The organism is Schaalia cardiffensis F0333, from assembly GCF_005886435.1.
Classification (GTDB): domain Bacteria; phylum Actinomycetota; class Actinomycetes; order Actinomycetales; family Actinomycetaceae; genus Pauljensenia; species Pauljensenia cardiffensis.
In genome coordinates this window covers 205,781-223,446 of the sequence record NZ_CP040505.1, presented here as the reverse complement: position 1 = coordinate 223,446, position 17,666 = coordinate 205,781, and the positions used below count along the sequence as shown (strand labels likewise).

Sequence of the window (17,666 nt, the reverse complement as noted above, 5' to 3'; positions counted from 1 at the left end):
CGGAACCGTCAGTTCCTTCCTCATGGCGGGAACACAGATCGCTTCCAGCTCATCGTCTGGAGCGGTGGGCCCCGGCCTTCTTGATGCCGAGGCCGGAGGATTCATCGCGGGTGCTCTCGAATCAGCGGGCTGATGAGGTTCTGGAGCCGCATTGCCGCTGGCAGCTGCGGTGGCACTAGCTGTCGGCGGAGCACTGCTTGTCGGTAGAGCAGTGACTGTCGGCGGAGCAGTAGTTGCGAAAGAAGGATATGAATCCCTGATTCCGCTAGGAATGAGATGGAAGCTCATTGACGAGCCGACCCATGACCTCGTTGATCTTCTGCGCCTAGAGAATCGTCGACAGCAGATCCCAGGCTTTGAATACCGGTCACCCGACCCTGCGCATTCATTCCTTCACAATCGAAGAAGAGCTACGAGGATCAGGCGGACACCACGCTCATGGACACGCGAAGAAGCAGGGCCCGCCGCGTCCTCGCCTTGTGCCACAGCCCCCGGATAACCATTCGCAGTGCCAAAACCGAGGCCGCTTTGCTTCACAGCCACGAGATTCACCACCCCGCCAGGAGCTTCACTGACCCGCCCTCGTCCCCGAAAATGCCCCGCCCTCGTTCTCGAAAAGACATGACGAATGCCCGTGTTTTCACCCACGAGCCGGTGACCACGCATGCCCCGAGGCCTACGATGGAGACATGACGATAATGAACAACGCGCCCAAGCCCCTCGCCGAGATGCCTCCCGTGGCAGCCTGGCTGTCGGACATGGACGGCGTCCTCGTGAAGGAGAATCGCGCACTGCCAGGAGCAAACGAGTTCCTTGACGCGCTTCGCCACACGAACACTCCTTTCCTCGTTCTCACGAACAACTCGATCTTCACGAACCGGGACCTTTCCGCGCGCCTGGCGAACTCCGGCCTCGACGTTCCTGAAGAGAGCATCTGGACCTCCGCGAACGCAACCGCCGCTTTCCTCGCCCAACAGTCTCCCAGATCTACCGCCTACGTCATTGGCGAGGCCGGCCTGACCACCGCCCTTCACGGCGCGGGCTACGTCATGACCGAGCAGGACCCTGAATACGTCGTCCTCGGTGAGACCCGAACCTACGACTTCAACTCCCTGACCCGCGCGATCCGACTGATCGAAGGCGGAGCGAAGTTCATCGCGACGAACCCCGATGTGACCGGCCCTTCGGATGAGGGAACATTGCCTGCGACCGGTTCAATCGCGGCAATGATCACCGCGGCCACCGGCAAACGCCCCTACTTCGTCGGCAAACCGAACCCGGTGATGATCCGCGCCGGCCTCAACAAGATCGGCGCGCACTCCGAGCACACCGCAATGGTCGGCGACCGTATGGACACCGACGTTCAGGCCGGAGTGGAAGCGGGCCTGCGCACCCACCTCGTTTTGTCCGGGTCCACGTCTCGCGAACAGATCAAGGACTACCCCTACCGTCCCTTTGGCGTCCACGAAGGGATCGGAGAGCTCGTCGAACTGGTCAAAGCGCACATCGGCTAAGCGCACATCGGCTGAGCGCCCGCCTGCGCCGGGCGGGTCTGCGTTTGACTCGTTAAGGAGTTTTGCTGGTGTGGATCACCCTGCCTGCGCCGGGTGGATCTGCTCGTCGGCTCCACCCGGTGCATGCGCCCGCTAGGCTGGGAGCCATGACGAATGACTCTCATAAGGCACGCCTGTCCGCCCTCGTGAAGGACCTCGCGGTCATCCACGAAAAGGTCACCCTCGCCTCAGGACGCGAATCCGATTTCTACGTCGACATGCGCCGGGCGACCCTTCACCATGAGGCCGCTCCTCTCATCGGGCACGTCATGCTCGACCTTCTCGAAGAGGCCGGTTTCGCGCCCGGCGAAGACTACGTCGCCGTCGGTGGGCTCACAATGGGTGCAGACCCGGTCGCGGCAGCGATGCTGCACGCCGCCGCTTCACGCGGACTCAACCTCGACGCCTTCGTGGTGCGCAAGGCCGCGAAGGACCACGGGATGAAGCGCCGCATTGAAGGCCCGGACGTGAAAGGCAAGCGCGTCGTCGTCCTCGAAGACACCTCCACGACCGGAGGCTCTCCCCTTGAAGCCGCGAAAGCCCTCCAAGAAGCTGGGGCCGAGGTCGTTGCCGTCGCAGTCATCGTCGATCGTTCCACCGGAGCGAAAGAACGCATTGAAGCCGAGGGATTCCCCTACTTCCACGCGCTCGGCCTCGAGGATCTCGATCTGGCGTGAGACTGGTTTTGGCCGGAGCTGAGTCTTGCTCCCAGGCGGAGGCGAGCCTGACTCTCAAGCCTGAGTCTGGCTCCAGGGGATTTCTGAGCACAAAGGCAGGTCCTCGGCCCGCATAAAACGGGCCGAGGACCTGCACTCAGACGCTTAGCCGACCCACTTGCCGTCGGGCATAAAAGTATGCGGCTGACCGTCGATCACCTGTGTCGTCCCCGCGAGCATCACACCTGATCCGGGCTGCAGATAGTACCAGGAATATCCCCACTGAATCCACCCGGTTCTCTTCACACCCGAGAGGTCATAGAAGCGCCATCCATCGGAGTGTTGAACCCATCCGGTCGCCATCTCACCAGTGGGCTGAAGGTAGTAGTCGGCCCCGTCAACTGTGATGGAGCCCGTCTGCATCACGCCGGTTTGCGGATCCAGGTAGTACCACATACCACGGTCTGAACCCCAACCGCGCACTCCGGCACCCGAAGCTGAATAAAAATGCCACCTATCAGCGTGGTGAACCCACCCGGTCGCCATCTCACCAGTGGGCTGAAGGTAGTAGTCGGCCCCGTCAACCGTGATGGAGCCCGTCTGCATCACGCCGGTTTGCGGATCCAGGTAGTACCACATACCACGGTCTGAAACCCAACCGCGCACTCCGGCACCCGAAGCTGAATAGAAATGCCACCTATGAGCGTGGTGCACCCATCCGGTTGCCATCACACCATTGGGGTGAAGATAGTACTCTGCGCCGCCAGACATGATGGGTCCGGTGATCATTTCACCAGAGTCAGGATCCAAGTAGTACCAGATCCCCTCCTCGGTATGCCATCCTCCTAGGCGCTGCCCTGTCGCCGCTAGGCGGTACCAGCTCCCGTCCTCCTTGTACCAGCCTGTGCGGATGAAGCCAGAAGCGTCGAAGCAATACACATCGGCATCAATGGTGGCCCAGCGAGAGGTCAGAAATGTGCCATCCTGATTCCGGTACTTCCAACGCCCGTTGTCGACAACCCAGGTTCCATCCTCGACTTCCATCGGGTGTTGCGCGCTGCCCTGCTGCGGCCCAGCCTGCACTTCTTCTCCGACTACAGCATCATCAGCTACATCGTCATTAGCGGGGTTCGCGTTTTCCGGGCCGTTGACTGGAGCGAACGAGGATCTCGGCGCGTACTTGGCCTGGTGATCAGAAGACTGGGTAAGGTCCTCAGTCACTTCATCATCAGGATCCACAAGAGAGGACTTGCCTGAGGGTTCAAGGGAGCTTTGCGTCCATTCACCCTCTGGTGTTGAAGAATCCGCTGAAGGCGAGGCCATCGCCGTTCCAGCAAAAGAGGTCAGGGAGAATAGGGCAGTGCAGAGAACGGCGCCGGTAAAGGCGGAGTTCGGGAGGAGTTTCATCTACAGTCCTAGGGTCCTTATCGTTGGAGATGCGTGAATTACCTGCCCGACTGTACCAGTATTGAAAGATCTCGCGCTGTGTAAGTGAGCCGAGCCTCACTGCCATGAATGGCACTCAATTAACAATGTCGACACTTCGATTTGAGACAGGTTCTCCGCCTCAGCGTTTCAGAATGTTCCTCGAAGGCGACATTTATAAAGACTCGTGAGTGGCAGCACATAGGAGATTGAGGGCACTCTATACCACTCACCCAAGCGAGCCGCCACCGGCGATCATCCATCCCTTTAGGGGTTCACCCCTGACTCGTCGATACCCTAGTACGCCACCCCAAGGACGAGCAGGTGATTCGGGATTGTGAAAAATACGTGCCATTGGACGCAGAGTCACGTCACCCAAATGTTGAGGATGACCATTGCAAAATTACACCACCCCAAGAAAGAAGCCCTCGCACAGAATTACTCCACCCCCGGGAAAGAGCTGACGTTAATCCTCACCCTGGAGCTACACGGGGATTGTTCATCGCGCGCGACACGCACCGTGACCACTATTCTTCTCCCGGCGACTGCGCTTCCTTGTATAAGGGTGGCGGCACCATAGCGAAGATATGATGCCGCCAGCCAAAGGCTCTGACGAAAACGATGATCCGCGCTGCCGCAACCCCTAGTAGAGCCAGGCTCCTGAAGGGCTGAAGTAGTACCAGGTACCACCGATTTTCACCCAGCCGGTCGCCATCGCACCACCGGAATGGAAGTAGTACCAGGAACCGCCAATCCACGCCCACCCGGTCGCCATCGCACCACCGGAATGGAAGTAGTACCAGGAACCGCCAATCCACGCCCACCCGGTCGCCATCGCACCATTACCATGGAAGTAGTACCAGGTACCACCAATCCACGCCCACCCGGTCACCATCGCACCATTGGAGCCGAGGTAATACCACGTTCCGTCATACTCCTGGTGCCACCCGATGTGCATTCGAGTTGTTCCTTCTTGGAAGAAGTACCACTTGCCCCAGATGAGATGCCATCCTCGCGCGAGACTGGCATCGCCTGTCGTCCAGTACCAATATCCATCAACAAAGTGCCAGCCGGTGTAGGCGTTCCAGTTGTTATCGGTGAAGATCCAATCGTGCACCGATTGGATCCATCGCCCTGTGCCATCCGCTGAGGGCACGCCGTTGGGATAGCTGTAATACGTATTGATGGCGTCCTGAGGAACGTTCACCGCAACAGTGGCCTCCGGCTGCGGCTCCAAATCAATGATCTGCGCCTCTTGCCAGTAGAACATCGTTCCTGGGTAGTAGATCAGCGCTGAGCTCGTTGAAAACCAGTTGCCGTCGAGCGTGATGTCCTTTCTAAAGTCAATGGCCAAGCGGTATTGCCCCGAGGGGATTCCAGTCATTGTGACGTGCCCCGTAGACGGGTTGATCTTCTTCGAAGGGTGAGGAGCGCCCGGATACGAATGAACCGGAATGAGACTCGCATAGGCGTTTGCGAGCCACTGAGGATTCGTCCCCGCTGGGAGCTTCACCGTGACGCTCAACGTTCTAGTGGCCCTGCTGTCTTGCGCATCGGGCGATACGATCTCCTGCGGTGCCAGCGAAGGATCCTCAGATTGCACTGATTGCGCATCTAACTGATCCTCCCCGTCCACAGGCAGCATCTGCCCACCCGGCGTTGCGTTCGCCTGACTGGGAATAACCATGGCGACGACGACGAACAACAATATGGCGACTCGAAGGAGCGAGCGCCCAAACGAACGAGTAACAGCAGACATGACCACTCCTCACGCAAAAGCAGATCCCTTTATCACAGTACGCACTTACCAAGCAACTTACTAGATGCATCTCACATCCAGGAATGCGAAGAGTGTGTACCTTCGTGCTGTACACTCCGCGACAAACAGCTCGGAAGCGTCCAGTAGTACCTGTGAGGAGCGGAAACGGTTACATATGCGGGACGGTTCGCATGACGCGGCGCGTCGCCCAGCGCGGAGCGATTTTCATCGCTGCCATCGCAACCTTGAAAACCGGAGTCGGGGTGATGATGACCCTGGCACGGCGCACCGCGTCGAGAGCCTCTGCGCAGACCTGCTCGGGTGTTGCCATTGCCGATGCGGGCGCGTGGGATACGTCGACCCCGCGTTCTCAAAGAAAGCAGTCTTCACCGGTCCCGGACACACAACCGTGGCAGTGACGCCCGTACCTCGAAGCTCCTCCGACAAGCCCTCAGTGAAAGCCACAACCCAGGCCTTGTGCGCCGAGTAGGTGCCCGCCCCCGTCCTCGATGCGACCGAAGCGACATTGAGGATCGCACCTCGCCCGCGAGCACGCATCGCCCGAGCCGCATGGTGGCTGAGAATCATGACAGCGCGAACCATCACATCTAATCCGCCCAGCTCAGCAGCAAGGTCATTGTCTGGGAAGGGCTTACCGAGTCCGAAACCTGCGTTGTTCACGAGTAACCCGACCGGGGCTGTTTCTTGGTCAATACGCGCCGTAACACGCTCGCAGTCTTCAAGCTTCGACAGGTCAGCGACGATCACTTCGGCTTTGACGTTCGCTATCTGGCGGAGGCGATCAGCGAGCGCGTTGAGCAGCTTCTCTCGTCTCGCAACGAGGACGAGGTCGTGGCCTGCAGCGGCGAGTTGCCAGCAAAACTCCTCGCCGAGGCCGGAGGTCGCACCAGTGACAAGAGCAGTTCCCATGCAAGAAGGGTACGTCGCAGCCTCCTTATGCGCCCTCCGATATGCGCCGACAGTTCCCATGCGAGAAGGGTGCGTCTCTCGCGGTTTTAGGACGCAACAAGGTCCTCTTGGCGGAGTATGGAAAAGCAGCGAAACGGGCGAAGCTAGTAGGGGCGGATCTCAAGAGGCTAAGAATTGGAACGCCAAGTGGAGTGGCGAGTGGAGTACCAAGTGGAGTTCCGGCCGGGGAAGCGAGTGTGACATGCAGGCTAGCGCGTTTGCAATCCACAGACTGCGGATATCCACAATTCTGGGACAGTGGTTTCCCTCGATACAGCACGCCGACTACATTGACACGAGGAGATCCTGACACCAAGTGATCTGCGAATGGAAGGGGAAAGGCAATGGCCAATGGCGAGGACACCTCTCCCGAGAGGATTCAATCGCTTGAAGAACGGGTCGAAGCTCTTGTGACCCGAGTCGACGCCCTGCTGTGCCATCTGGAAGGCTCAGGAGCTACACTCTCGATTCCCAGCAGCGCGCGAGTTGATGTCCCCTCCTCTGCTTCTCGCTGCGCGATGAGCCCTGCTGTTCTTCAGCCTTCAGTCCAAGCTCCAATTACCCCACAGCCCTCAACTTCGACTCACACTCAAGCTCCTGTTGCGGCCACTCCAGCTCAAGTCCCAGTCCCTGCGACTCCGCTTCAAGCCCAGGCTCCACTTCCGGCCACTCCAGCTCAAGTCCCAATCCCCTCGACTCCGCTTCAAGCCCAGGCTCCACTTCCGGCCACCGCGCCGACTCCGGCTCCTGCGCCGGTCCGCACTCAATCTCCCCCTGTCCCACAATCTCCAGTAGCTCCTCGGGGACAGGGATCGCACCTCCCCAAGGGCCAAGTACCTCCGGCCGTCAAGGGCACGATGATGCCTTCACTGAAGGATGCGAGTTCCTCGCGCCTCATCGTCCTCCTCCTCTCAGGCCTCGCCGCGCTCCTCGTCATCCTTGCGGCAACCAGTTTGATCGCCCTCCTCTGGGACTCCATTCCGAACTGGGTGAAGGTCTTGACTCTTGGACTCGTTGCGATTGCTATGACCGCATCGGGAGCTCTTTGGCACAAACGGGAAGCGCACCCCAGCATTCCGCCGGCAACTCTGACGGGAATTGGCACCGGACTCGGTTATCTCACAGGAATTGGAGCGGCACTTCTCGAGGTTCTGCCGCCAATCGGGGCATTCCTCGTGCTGCTCGTCTGGACGATCGCAACCACCGCTTTGGCAACCCTCAGCAAGATGCCCTTCACCCTGATCGCAACCGCGATCGGCGGCGTTTTGACCCTATCCCTCCTGTACTCGCATGCACTCGGGCACCCCTCCCAGGCTCTCCTCGTCGAGGGGCTCATCCTCGCCTATTCCGCAGCTTGCCTCGTATCCTCAACGATCGCGTCCCGGCCACTCCACGGTGCTTTCAAGCGGTGGACCATTGCTTCTTCAGCGGCTGCCACCGTACCCGCGTTGCTCTTCGTTCCGGTCGAAGCCGCCTCCAAGCAGTCCTCCCTTGGCACATACATCATGAGCATCGCGTTGGCCGTCCTCGCCCTTGTAACCGTCGCCTTCCTCGTGCGCGAACCTGAACAGCGCGAATGGCAATGGGTATGGACCCTCGCCCCGCTCGTCGTCATCATCTCCTACCTGTCACTGACGAGCATTGCGGCAACTGAAGAAGAACGACTCTTCCTCTCCCTCGTTCATTTCCTTCTCTGCCTTGGTCTTATCGGCTTTGCCGCTACACCTAAACTCTCCGGCCCCGTCAAGGGGCTCGCCGAATACGCGCTGCTCGCCCCGCCGATCTTCCTTCCCCTCCTCGACGAGGTCGGTGTCGCGCCCATCACGACCGCTTCCTACAAAACGCTAGTGGACTGCGCGGCCTGGTTCGTGATTCTTGCCTGCGCAGCACTTGCCACTCAACAGCGTTCTTCCTCTTTCCTCGTGATTCTCCCGATTGTTGCGCTCTATCGGGGCTTCGACTTCACGATGGAGACCTTCTCCGTAGTCTTCATCATCCTGACCCTACTCATTGCGACGGTCCTCATCGACCGCGCCCTTAAAGCTCTCCCATGGCAGCGCGCCTTCGCCATGTGGCTCGGCATCTTCGGCCTCATCTTCAAGGTTCCTTGGGAGATCGTGTCTCAGATCCCCAAACACAGCACCTACAGGAATGCCCTCGAAGTCTCCGTCATCTTCCTTGTCTTCCTCGTGGTTGCTCTTCTCTTGATCCTCGGATTGGCGACCCCGAACATCGGTCCGGCCGATCTGTGGATGGGGCGACGACTCATCTTCTCCTCCACAGCTGGAGACAGTGCTGCGACTTCACGCACCACGAGCTTCTCCCCAGCTTCTCCTGCGCCCATGTCGGCGGCTCCTGCCACAGGATTCGGGCAACCTCCAGGGATGCCGAGACGCGAATCCGGGGGAGTTTTCGCTCCACTCAGCGTACTGATGACTCTGTTCTTCGTTTCGAGCGTGACATACATACTGCCTTTGATGCTTCTTAGTTCCGTCTGGAATTTCCTTTTCGGACTGCCCTCAGCATCCTCCACTCCGCTTGACCTCGTGGTTTCCCTCGGCATGCTGATTCTCGCGCTCGCCTTCGTCCTAGCGATGAAGTCCTACGCTACCCACTCGCTCTACGGGATCCTCATTCCCTTAGTCCTTGTCTCTGTCGTCTGGCAAGCATTCAATGTGATTCGAGCCCTCGACAATGCGCCGTGGGTCGCGACTCTCATGGTTCTGCTTGTTGGCGCTGCAGCCATCGTGTTGGGCTTCAGGTGGAAAGCACCGAATATGCGGCTCACTTCTCTGGTGATCGTCATCATTGCGGTCTTCAAACTCTCACTCATTGACACGGGCTTCAACGATTCGATTTCACGAGTCCTCTCCCTGCTCATTGCTGGCCTGATCTGTTTCGCCCTTTCCGTCCTCTATTCGAAGCTCAGCGCCAAGGCTCGGGCGAAAGAGACTCTCCCCTCAACAGATTTCGTTACGCCAGGTTCTTAGGCCGTAGCGAGCGCTGCGGTCCCACCAGGTGCGGTGAGAATCCCGGGCGCTGCGTCCATACCAGGCGGAGCCGCAGTACCAGGCGCTGCAAGCATCCCGAATGCTGCGGCAGTAGTTGGCGCTGCAGTCCCTCTAGATGCAGCGAGTATCCCGGATGCTGCGGTAGTAGTTGGCGCTGCGGTATGCCGGGTGCTGCGCCAGTAGCAGGTGCAATGCATACGCCAACTCCCGTTCCTTCGTCCACGACTGTAAATACAGTGCTCGGTGCACCTGCACCGGGTGCTACCCACGCCAGGTTCCACACCCACACCAATTACCACTAGAACCTAGCCCTTACAACCTAGGCACATCGGCACCAGTACTCGCCCCAGATACTTCGAACACACCAGGTGCCACACCCACGCCAGACGCACACCCACGCCAACCACCACCAGAATCTAGCCCTAGCAATCTAGCCACATCGGCACCCTTACTGACCCCAGGTGGTTCGAATACACCAAGTTCCACGCCCACGTCAGATAATGCGAGCTCCCTCGAAGATCATGCGAACTCCCCCGGCGCGCCGATAGACGGTGAGGGTCGATAGGGTTGAGGGATGAAGTTCGCAACCTGGAACGTTAACTCGATCCGTACTCGCGTCGACCGTGTCATTGCCTTCCTCGAACGCTCCGAGGTCGATGTGCTCGCAATGCAGGAAATCAAGTGCACACCCGAACAGTTCCCGATCGAACCCTTCACCGCCGCCGGGTACGAAGTCGCAATCCACGGCCTCAATCAGTGGAATGGCGTGGCCATTGCCTCGCGACTGCCGATCGTGAAAGTCCAGGATCATTTCGCAGATCAACCAGGCTTCGGCGAACCCAAAGTCGTGGAAGCGCGCGCCCTCGGCGTCACACTTCGAGGCGAGAACGAAAAGGAAACCTGCATCTGGAGCCTCTACGTGCCCAATGGGCGCGAACTTGACCACCCGCACTACGCGTACAAGCTCGACTGGTTGCGCAAGCTTCGAAGCGACGCGCAATCCTGGCTCGCCGCCGACCCGAAAGCCCGCATCGCAATGGTGGGCGATTGGAACGTCGCCCCCTTCGACGAGGACGTCTGGGATATGAGCGCATTCGATGGAGCGACCCACGTCTCCGAACCCGAACGACAAGCCTTCTTCGCCTTCGCTGAAGACGGGTGGACTGAAGTGACTCGTGATCGCGTCACGAACTACACCTTCTGGGACTACCAGCGCCTGCGTTTCCCGAAGAACGAGGGAATGCGCATCGACTTCGTGTACGCCTCCCCCGCCCTCGCCCCCTCAGTTTCCGCCGCGCAGATCGACCGTAACGAACGCAAAGGCAAGGGAGCTTCCGATCACGTTCCTGTGATCATCACCCTCAAGGATTGACCGCGATCCAAGGGCTGTGATTGTTGAGGCAAATTCAAGGCCAAGAAATGCATCTCGGTCCAGGAAATGCACCCCGCCCCTGGACATGCGCCCGCGCCACCATGGCTGAAGGTGTCGATGGTCTTCAGCGCCCCCGCCCCTGGATATGGGTCCGCACCCCTGGACATGCGCCCCACCCTCGTCGAATCATGGATCAGAACTCCGGTTCCCACGTCAAAACATGCCTGCGCGCCCGATCTTCAAACAGGCCCTCGACCTCGGCCAGGCCCGGCCCGGCCCAACCCAGGACATACGCCCCGTCCTCGTTCATGTACGAGGCTCGACGCAGGGCTCTTCCTTAGCGAAGGATGAGGGCGAGGAGCTCTTCGTTCATAGTGCTCCAATGCTCCTTATGCCAGGCACCGAATTTCTCTGTTCCGAGGAACGCGCAGGTCGCGCCATGCGTGCGGTCAACCCAGAGGAATGAGCCCGAGACTCCGAAATGCCCGACGGTGCCCGCGGGGAAGCTCGGCCCGGTCCAATGGGGGCTTTTGTTCCCCCTGATCTCGATGCCCAGTCCCCAGGGGCACGGAGCGTGACGCCCGTAACCGGGCACCACGCCGACGAGCTCCGGGAATTGAGGAGTCATGGCCTCTTGCGCGAGCTCGGGCGAGATCAGGGTCGGTTCCAGCATTTCGCGGCCGAGGATCAGCAAGTCTTCGACAGATGCCACGCCCGCCCACGCGGGTGAGCCCACGAGTTCGGCGGTCGTCATTCCCAGGGGTTCGAACACCGCTTCTTCGATCCAACGCTCGATCGGGGAACCGCTCGCCTCCTCGAGTACGTCTCCAAGAATCTCGAATCCCGCATTCGAATACACTCGGCGTTTAGCGACACTGAACTGGGGTTCGCGCGATTCGTAGGGCAGGCCCGAAGCGTGTGCGAGCAGATGCCGGATTGTCGAGCCTTCCGGCCCAGCCGGATCATCGAGTAAGCACAATCCGCGTTCGACGGCGACCAGCGCCGACCATGCGGTACACAGTTTCGTCACCGACGCCAAAGGGTAGCGCTTCGAAAGATCTCCCTGCTCATGAATGGTTTCACCTCCCGCCCACAGGGCGAGTGCATGAGTGAAGGGAATGTCGATTGAGAGCGCCACGGTGGCTCCTTCCATGGGGCGTCGGCTCCGTTCACGATAGCCGAGCAGCTTGGAGTGTCCGTGGAGGCCTCGCCCGAGCACGATCCCCTGCTCGATCGCATGCCCTTCTCACCCTTCAAGCCCCGCCCACTGTCCGACGCGCACGCACCCCGCCCATCAGGCCCCTCGCCCTCACAAAAGGAGGGGATAACGACAAGTGGAGGGGATATAACCCCTCCACACATCGTCAAACCCTCCACTCACGAACAGAGAAACGAGGAGGGTTAGGCAAGGACAAGGACGCCCCTACCAGACAGAAGACCACGCTCTACACCCTTTATTCAACGCGTCCCACACGATCAGCATCCCAATCCCCGGGTATTCCTCACCCCCTCACAAAAGGAGGCGATAACGACAAGTGGAGGGAATATAACCCCTCCACACGCCACCAAACCCTCCACTCACGATGAAGGAACGCGGAATGGGCCCAGCGAGGCGCGGGTGACGCGCCTGGCTGGGCCCATTCTGGCTGAGAGCTCTCCTACAGCCGTGTTTGAGCAGAACACTCCCTGTCGGCCTCGTTCAGCCCAGGCATTCCTCTTCAACCCCGCCCAGAGCAGCCTGCTCGGCAGCCTCGGCGGACTCGAAGACCTTCATGCACAGGCTATCGAGCTCGTCCGAAACATCGACGCGCACGGTCCTCCCATCCGCGATCTCCCCCGCGAGGAGCATCTTCGCGAGCCTGTCACCGATCTCTTTTTGGATGACTCGACGCAGCGGACGCGCGCCGTAAGCCGGGTCGTAGCCGATCCGGGTGAGCCAACCGCGTGCGGGTTCGGAAACGAGCAGCCCGATCCTGCGGTCTTCGAGACGACGAGCAAGGTCGGCGACCATGAGGTCGACGATCCCGGACAGATCATCCGCAGACAAGGGGTCGAACATGACTGTCTCATCGAGTCGGTTGAGGAACTCCGGTTTGAAGGAGCGGCGCACGGCCTCCATCACGGCCCCTCGCCTCTCTTCCTCGTTCATCGTCTGATCGGCGAGGAACTGGGAGCCGAGATTCGAAGTGAGGATGAGGATCGTGTTCCTGAAGTCCACGGTGCGCCCCTGCCCATCGGTCAGTCGCCCATCGTCGAGGACCTGGAGGAGCACATCGAAAACCTCGGGGTCCGCCTTTTCAACCTCGTCCAGGAGGATCGCACAGTACGGACGACGCCGAACGGCCTCCGTGAGTTGGCCGCCCTGCTCATAGCCGACGTATCCCGGAGGGGCGCCGACGAGGCGAGCGACCGAGTGCTTCTCGGAGTACTCGGACATGTCGATGCGGACCATGGCCCGCTCATCGTCGAAGAGGAACTCCGCGAGAGCCTTCGCCAGTTCCGTCTTACCGACGCCGGTCGGACCGAGGAAGAGGAAGGAACCGGTCGGACGATTCGGGTCGGCGATTCCGGCGCGCGAACGGCGCACAGCATCCGAAACGGCCTGAACAGCCTTCTTCTGGCCGATGAGTCGCTTCCCGATCTCCTCTTCCATGCGCAAGAGCTTGTCGGTCTCCGTTTGGAGGAGCTTGCCCGTAGGGATCCCCGTCCACGATTCGACGACCTCCGCAATCTCCGTCGGACCGACCTTCTCGGCGATCATCGGCTCAGCGGAATCCGTGTCAGCTTGTTCGGACGCAGCCTCGGCCTCGCTGATCTGACGTTCGACCGCCGGGATCTCGCCGTTTTGGAGGCGCCCCGCTTCCTCCCAGCGGTTCTCACGGATCGCGAGTTCAAGCTGAGTGCGCAGCTCATCGAGTTGGACGCGCAACTCGCCGACGCGGTTGTGCCCGGCCTTCTCCGCCTCCCAACGGCCGGTGAGGGCCGTCAGTGTCTCCTGCTTGTCGGCAAGATCAGCGCGGAGCTTATCGAGGCGCTCCTGCGTGGACTCGTCCACATGCTCAGGATCGGACTCTTCGAGGTAGGACTCTTCCATGCGCAGACGGTCGACCGCGCGGCGCAGCTCATCGATCTCAACGGGGCTGGAGTCGAGCTCCATACGGAGCCTGGACGCCGCTTCGTCAATAAGGTCGATCGCCTTGTCGGGCAGTTGACGCCCGGTGATGTAACGGTCGGAGAGGCTGGCAGCGGCGACGAGGGCGCCATCGGAGATCGTCACCTTGTGGTGGGCCTCGTACTTCGGGGCGATGCCGCGAAGGATCGCGACCGTGTCTTCAACGCTCGGTTCGCCCACGAAGACCTGCTGGAAGCGCCGCTCGAGGGCGGGGTCCTTCTCAACGTTCTCCCGGTACTCGTCGAGGGTCGTTGCGCCGACCATGCGGAGCTCTCCTCGGGCGAGCATCGGCTTGAGCATGTTCCCCGCATCCATCGCTCCCTCGGAGCCGGCGCCCGCGCCGACGACCGTGTGGAGTTCGTCGATGAAGGTGATGATCTGCCCGTCAGAGCGCTGGATCTCCGCGAGGACCGCTTTGAGGCGCTCTTCGAATTCGCCCCGGTACTTCGCGCCGGCGACCATTGCGGGCAGGTCGAGGGCGATGAGGATCTTGTCCCGGAGGGATTCAGGGACGTCACCTGCGACGATGCGCTGCGCGAGGCCTTCGACGACTGCGGTCTTGCCGACGCCGGGCTCGCCGATGAGAACAGGGTTGTTCTTCGTGCGGCGGCTCAGGACCTGGACGACTCGGCGAATCTCCGCATCACGGCCGATCACGGGGTCGAGCTTGCCCTCGCGCGCCACCTCCGTCAGGTCGCGGCCGTACTTCTTGAGGGCCTCGAAGGACCCCTCGGGGTCGGCGGAGGTGATCGCTTCGGGGCGAAGACGTGCGAGGGCTTCGCTGAGCGCCTCCGGGGTTGCGCCTGCGCTTGAGAGGATCCTCCCGGCCTCGTCCTTCGAAGCGGCGAGGGCGATGAGGAGATGCTCGGTCGACACGTAGGCGTCCCCGCCTTTATCTGCGAGGCTGCGCGCCTGGTTCACGACATCAAGGAGGGCGCGTGCGGTCTGGGCTTGGGATGCGCTCGCTCCACTCGCCGAAGGGAGGGTGACGAGGGCGTTACGGGTCCTCGCTCCGATCGCGCTTCGGTCTGCGCCTACGGCGTCGACGAGTGCGGTGGCGATGCCTTCCTTTTGTTCGAGAAGGGCTTCGAGCAGGTGAATTGGCATCACCTGGGGATTGCCGGCGGCTTGGGCGGATTGAAGCGCGGAGGCAATCGCCTCCTGCGCCTTCGTGGTGAATTCCTTGGTCATGTGTCCTCCTTCGACGCGTAGCGTCGAGATGTTCTTAGCGGCCGAGAAGTCCTCGATCACGCTCTGCACTTCTCAACGCCCCCATAGTTGAGTCTATTCCACTCAACTTTGTGGCTCGTGTCTAGGGACCTTGTACCGGACCTCGCAACCACGTATGAAAAAGGCTCGTACCATACCGCCACGGAGCAAAGGACCTTGAGCCGAAATCAGGTACGAGAAAGGCGGGGAAGCGAAAGAATCGCCACCCCGCCTCACCGATAGGAAAGACCTTCCCTCAGGGATCAACACTCCCTCAAGGATCAGGATTCCGAAGACTCTCGGCCCTCATCATCCGATTCGGGCACACCAAGATGCTCGCTCAGTTCATCGAAGAACTCGAGGGTCGTTCCCAAAGCGCAGCGGCACTGGGTGTAAAGCTGCTGATCAGTCATGCCCATCTCAACATCGAGATTCAACTCGGCGAGAGGCTCAAGTTCCCCATTGACCTCACGGAGGGCGCATGTTGGCCATAGGTGGGTACGATGCCATTCCTCAATCCGGAACGTGACCTCTTCGCGCTGGTCCTCACGCGGCGTTCCCTTCCAGAAACCCACGACGGACAAGACATCATGATGAGCGCCGACCATGCGGAAGTAGAAGTTGTGCCCGTTCCAGCGGCTCGCAATGTCCCCATCATCGTCAAGACTCCACTTCCACCCGAAAGAATCGAAGAGTAGGCCGAGGCGCTCAATGGTGACCGGGCGAACCGTGAAGTCGGTGAAGGTCGGGGCCTTGGGTTCCTCCTCAGAAGAGGCTGCTTCTCCCTCAAGGGCCTCGGGGTGTTGCTCCCCCACAGGGGCAGAGGAGTGCTCCGCGCCTATTGGGGCCGTGGGCTGCTGTTCCCCCACAGGGGCAGGGGAGTGCTCCGCGTCCATTGGGGTCGCGGGCTGCTCGCGATGCTCATCGCCATCGCGTGAACGATCTCCTTCGCCAAAGCGATCGGAGAGCCAGGAGAAGATACCCATCAGAGTCCGAGCCTTTCGATCATTTTGTCAAAGAAATCTGTTGTCGTCGCGATCCCGCAATTGATCTGCTGCAAAAGCTGCGCGTCCGTCGCCCCGTACTCCCAGTGCACAGAGTTCTCCGCCTGAACGCGGATCTCGCCGTCGTCTGTGATGCGGTATTCGCACTTGGGCCAGAACTTCCTCAGGTGCCAATCCATGAGGAAAGCGCGAACCTCTTCCAAGCGATCAATCGAGATCTCGCGGTTCAAAACGCCGTAGACCTGGAAAACGTCCTTCTCGGGGCTGAGGAAGCGGAAGTAGAAGGTATGGAGATTCCACATTCCCCCCAGGTCTCCCTCGTTGTCGACAAACCAGCGCCAGCCTTGTGAGTCGAAGATTTTCTTCACGCGATCCTGCGTGATGGGGGTCGGATTCTGTTCCAGAACAGGATCCGACTGGGGTACGTCAACACCCGATGCGTCGCTCATGAGCCCTCCGATCAGTTTTTCTAAGCATAGCGAGGGGGGCAGGTATTTCCGACCTGCCCTACCGGAGCAGAGCCTGAAGCTCCCACTCCGACCTCATCCTCAATAGCGTGCAAGTGCTGTCAGAATCGCTTTCCTCTTCTGGTTCACCACGATGAGCCAGACGATACCTCCGACGGTGAGGAAGAGGCTGAGAACACCGACTCCCGTTCCCCAAGCGAAGCCGGAGAAGCCAGCGTTCATAATCGAATCCGCATCAAGGCCCGAGAACGCCAGGAGATTGGAACTGCCCGATCCCACGCACTCGAGGACGTAATCACCCCGCTCGAGTTTCTGCGCAAAGAAGGTGTCATTTCCGACCAGCTCCATCCGATGCGTGCCGCCGCTGCCCTCGAGTGAGCAGGAGGTGACATTGCCGGCCTGGCTGACAACCATGAGCGCACCGGAGTCGTCAACTGTGACCGTGTCTCCAGAGGTGACGGGGCTCATCCGGTCCATCATCGAAGTGAAGTCAATCCCACCGAGAATCCCTCCAACGAAAGCCAAGGGCGCGATGATCACGGCGCTGAGAATCCCGAAAACAATGAGGAGAATCGGGCCCACGCGACTGGGAACCTTGAGCACGGGGGCACCCGCATTCGGGAAGTAGCCGTTCTGGTGCGGGGCGGGTTGAGCAGAGGGAAATTGCTGGCCATAGGAGGACCCCATTGCGCGCACAGCATCATCAGCGAGGAAGCGCAGGGGCAGGTCCGCACCCGACTGGGTTGCCTGAGAAGCGTTGTGCTCTGCGCCCTGATAGGTGCCATGAGGCTGATGGGTGCCATAAGAGGGACCTTGCTCGGCCGGGATCTGGCCGTACTGGGGCCGTGGAGTCGATGCCTGCGAGGGGACTTGCGAAGGTGTTCCCTGTGAGTGTTCAGACGAGCGCTGTCCGTATCGAGGCTCGTCATTCATCTGTGATGCCATGGTTCCTCCACATCGTGTTCAGTATCTTCAGGTTATCGAATAGCAGTGCCCAAGTCCGCAGGGCTTTCCCCGACTCCTCCCTGATTCCCCTCAGGGCGAAGCCCCACGCCAGCAGGCGAAGCCC

11 protein-coding genes and 1 pseudogene are annotated in these 17,666 nt (G+C 60.3%); 4 read left to right on the top strand and 8 right to left on the bottom strand.

Features of this window, described 5'->3' with window-relative positions:
• The first annotated feature begins 689 nt into the window (after nt 1-689).
• Nucleotides 690-1,514: an HAD-IIA family hydrolase gene (locus FFA61_RS00880; protein ID WP_005962381.1), complete on the top strand. Its 825-nt coding sequence runs from the start codon at nt 690-692 to the stop codon at nt 1,512-1,514.
• A 146-nt stretch (nt 1,515-1,660) separates the two neighbouring features.
• Nucleotides 1,661-2,230 (top strand): orotate phosphoribosyltransferase, encoded by a 570-nt coding sequence (gene pyrE, locus FFA61_RS00875; RefSeq protein WP_040313555.1) that lies wholly within the window; start codon nt 1,661-1,663, stop codon nt 2,228-2,230.
• A 144-nt stretch (nt 2,231-2,374) separates the two neighbouring features.
• Here the strand turns inward: pyrE and FFA61_RS00870 are convergent, their stop codons facing one another.
• From FFA61_RS00870 to FFA61_RS00860, 3 genes and pseudogenes are all read right to left on the bottom strand, one after another.
• Nucleotides 2,375-3,616, bottom strand: a complete 1,242-nt coding sequence (locus FFA61_RS00870) for an N-acetylmuramoyl-L-alanine amidase family protein (protein ID WP_005962383.1) — start codon at nt 3,614-3,616, stop codon at nt 2,375-2,377.
• Nucleotides 3,617-4,277: 661 nt separating this feature from the next.
• Nucleotides 4,278-5,393: a cell wall-binding repeat-containing protein gene (locus FFA61_RS00865; RefSeq protein ID WP_005962384.1), complete on the bottom strand. Its 1,116-nt coding sequence runs from the start codon at nt 5,391-5,393 to the stop codon at nt 4,278-4,280.
• 169 nt (nt 5,394-5,562) lie between these two features.
• Nucleotides 5,563-6,323: pseudogene (locus FFA61_RS00860) on the bottom strand (SDR family NAD(P)-dependent oxidoreductase).
• Between the two features lie 899 nt (nt 6,324-7,222).
• Here FFA61_RS00860 and FFA61_RS00855 point away from each other — a divergent pair.
• Both FFA61_RS00855 and FFA61_RS00850 read left to right on the top strand, forming a co-directional pair.
• Entirely contained in the window at nt 7,223-9,352 is a 2,130-nt protein-coding gene (locus FFA61_RS00855) for a DUF2339 domain-containing protein (protein WP_040313557.1), read from the top strand.
• Nucleotides 9,353-9,947: 595 nt separating this feature from the next.
• Nucleotides 9,948-10,745, top strand: a complete 798-nt coding sequence (locus tag FFA61_RS00850; protein WP_005962388.1) for an exodeoxyribonuclease III — start codon at nt 9,948-9,950, stop codon at nt 10,743-10,745.
• Between the two features lie 337 nt (nt 10,746-11,082).
• On the opposite strand, the gene FFA61_RS00845 is transcribed toward FFA61_RS00850, so the two are convergent.
• The 5 genes from FFA61_RS00845 to FFA61_RS00825 form a co-directional block, all read right to left on the bottom strand.
• On the bottom strand, nt 11,083-11,898 hold the full coding sequence (locus FFA61_RS00845; RefSeq protein WP_005962389.1) for a serine hydrolase domain-containing protein: 816 nt from the start codon (nt 11,896-11,898) through the stop codon (nt 11,083-11,085).
• A 546-nt stretch (nt 11,899-12,444) separates the two neighbouring features.
• Complete coding sequence (clpB, locus tag FFA61_RS00840) at nt 12,445-15,108, bottom strand: ATP-dependent chaperone ClpB (protein ID WP_051057840.1); 2,664 nt, start codon at nt 15,106-15,108, stop codon at nt 12,445-12,447.
• Between the two features lie 299 nt (nt 15,109-15,407).
• Nucleotides 15,408-16,112 (bottom strand): type III secretion system chaperone family protein, encoded by a 705-nt coding sequence (locus FFA61_RS00835; RefSeq protein WP_005962391.1) that lies wholly within the window; start codon nt 16,110-16,112, stop codon nt 15,408-15,410.
• Nucleotides 16,112-16,579: a type III secretion system chaperone family protein gene (locus tag FFA61_RS00830; protein WP_005962392.1), complete on the bottom strand. Its 468-nt coding sequence runs from the start codon at nt 16,577-16,579 to the stop codon at nt 16,112-16,114. Before FFA61_RS00830 ends, FFA61_RS00835 begins: the two co-directional genes overlap by 1 nt.
• 99 nt (nt 16,580-16,678) lie before the next feature.
• Nucleotides 16,679-17,542, bottom strand: a complete 864-nt coding sequence (locus FFA61_RS00825; RefSeq protein ID WP_051057804.1) for a hypothetical protein — start codon at nt 17,540-17,542, stop codon at nt 16,679-16,681.
• Between the last annotated feature and the right edge of the window lie 124 nt (nt 17,543-17,666).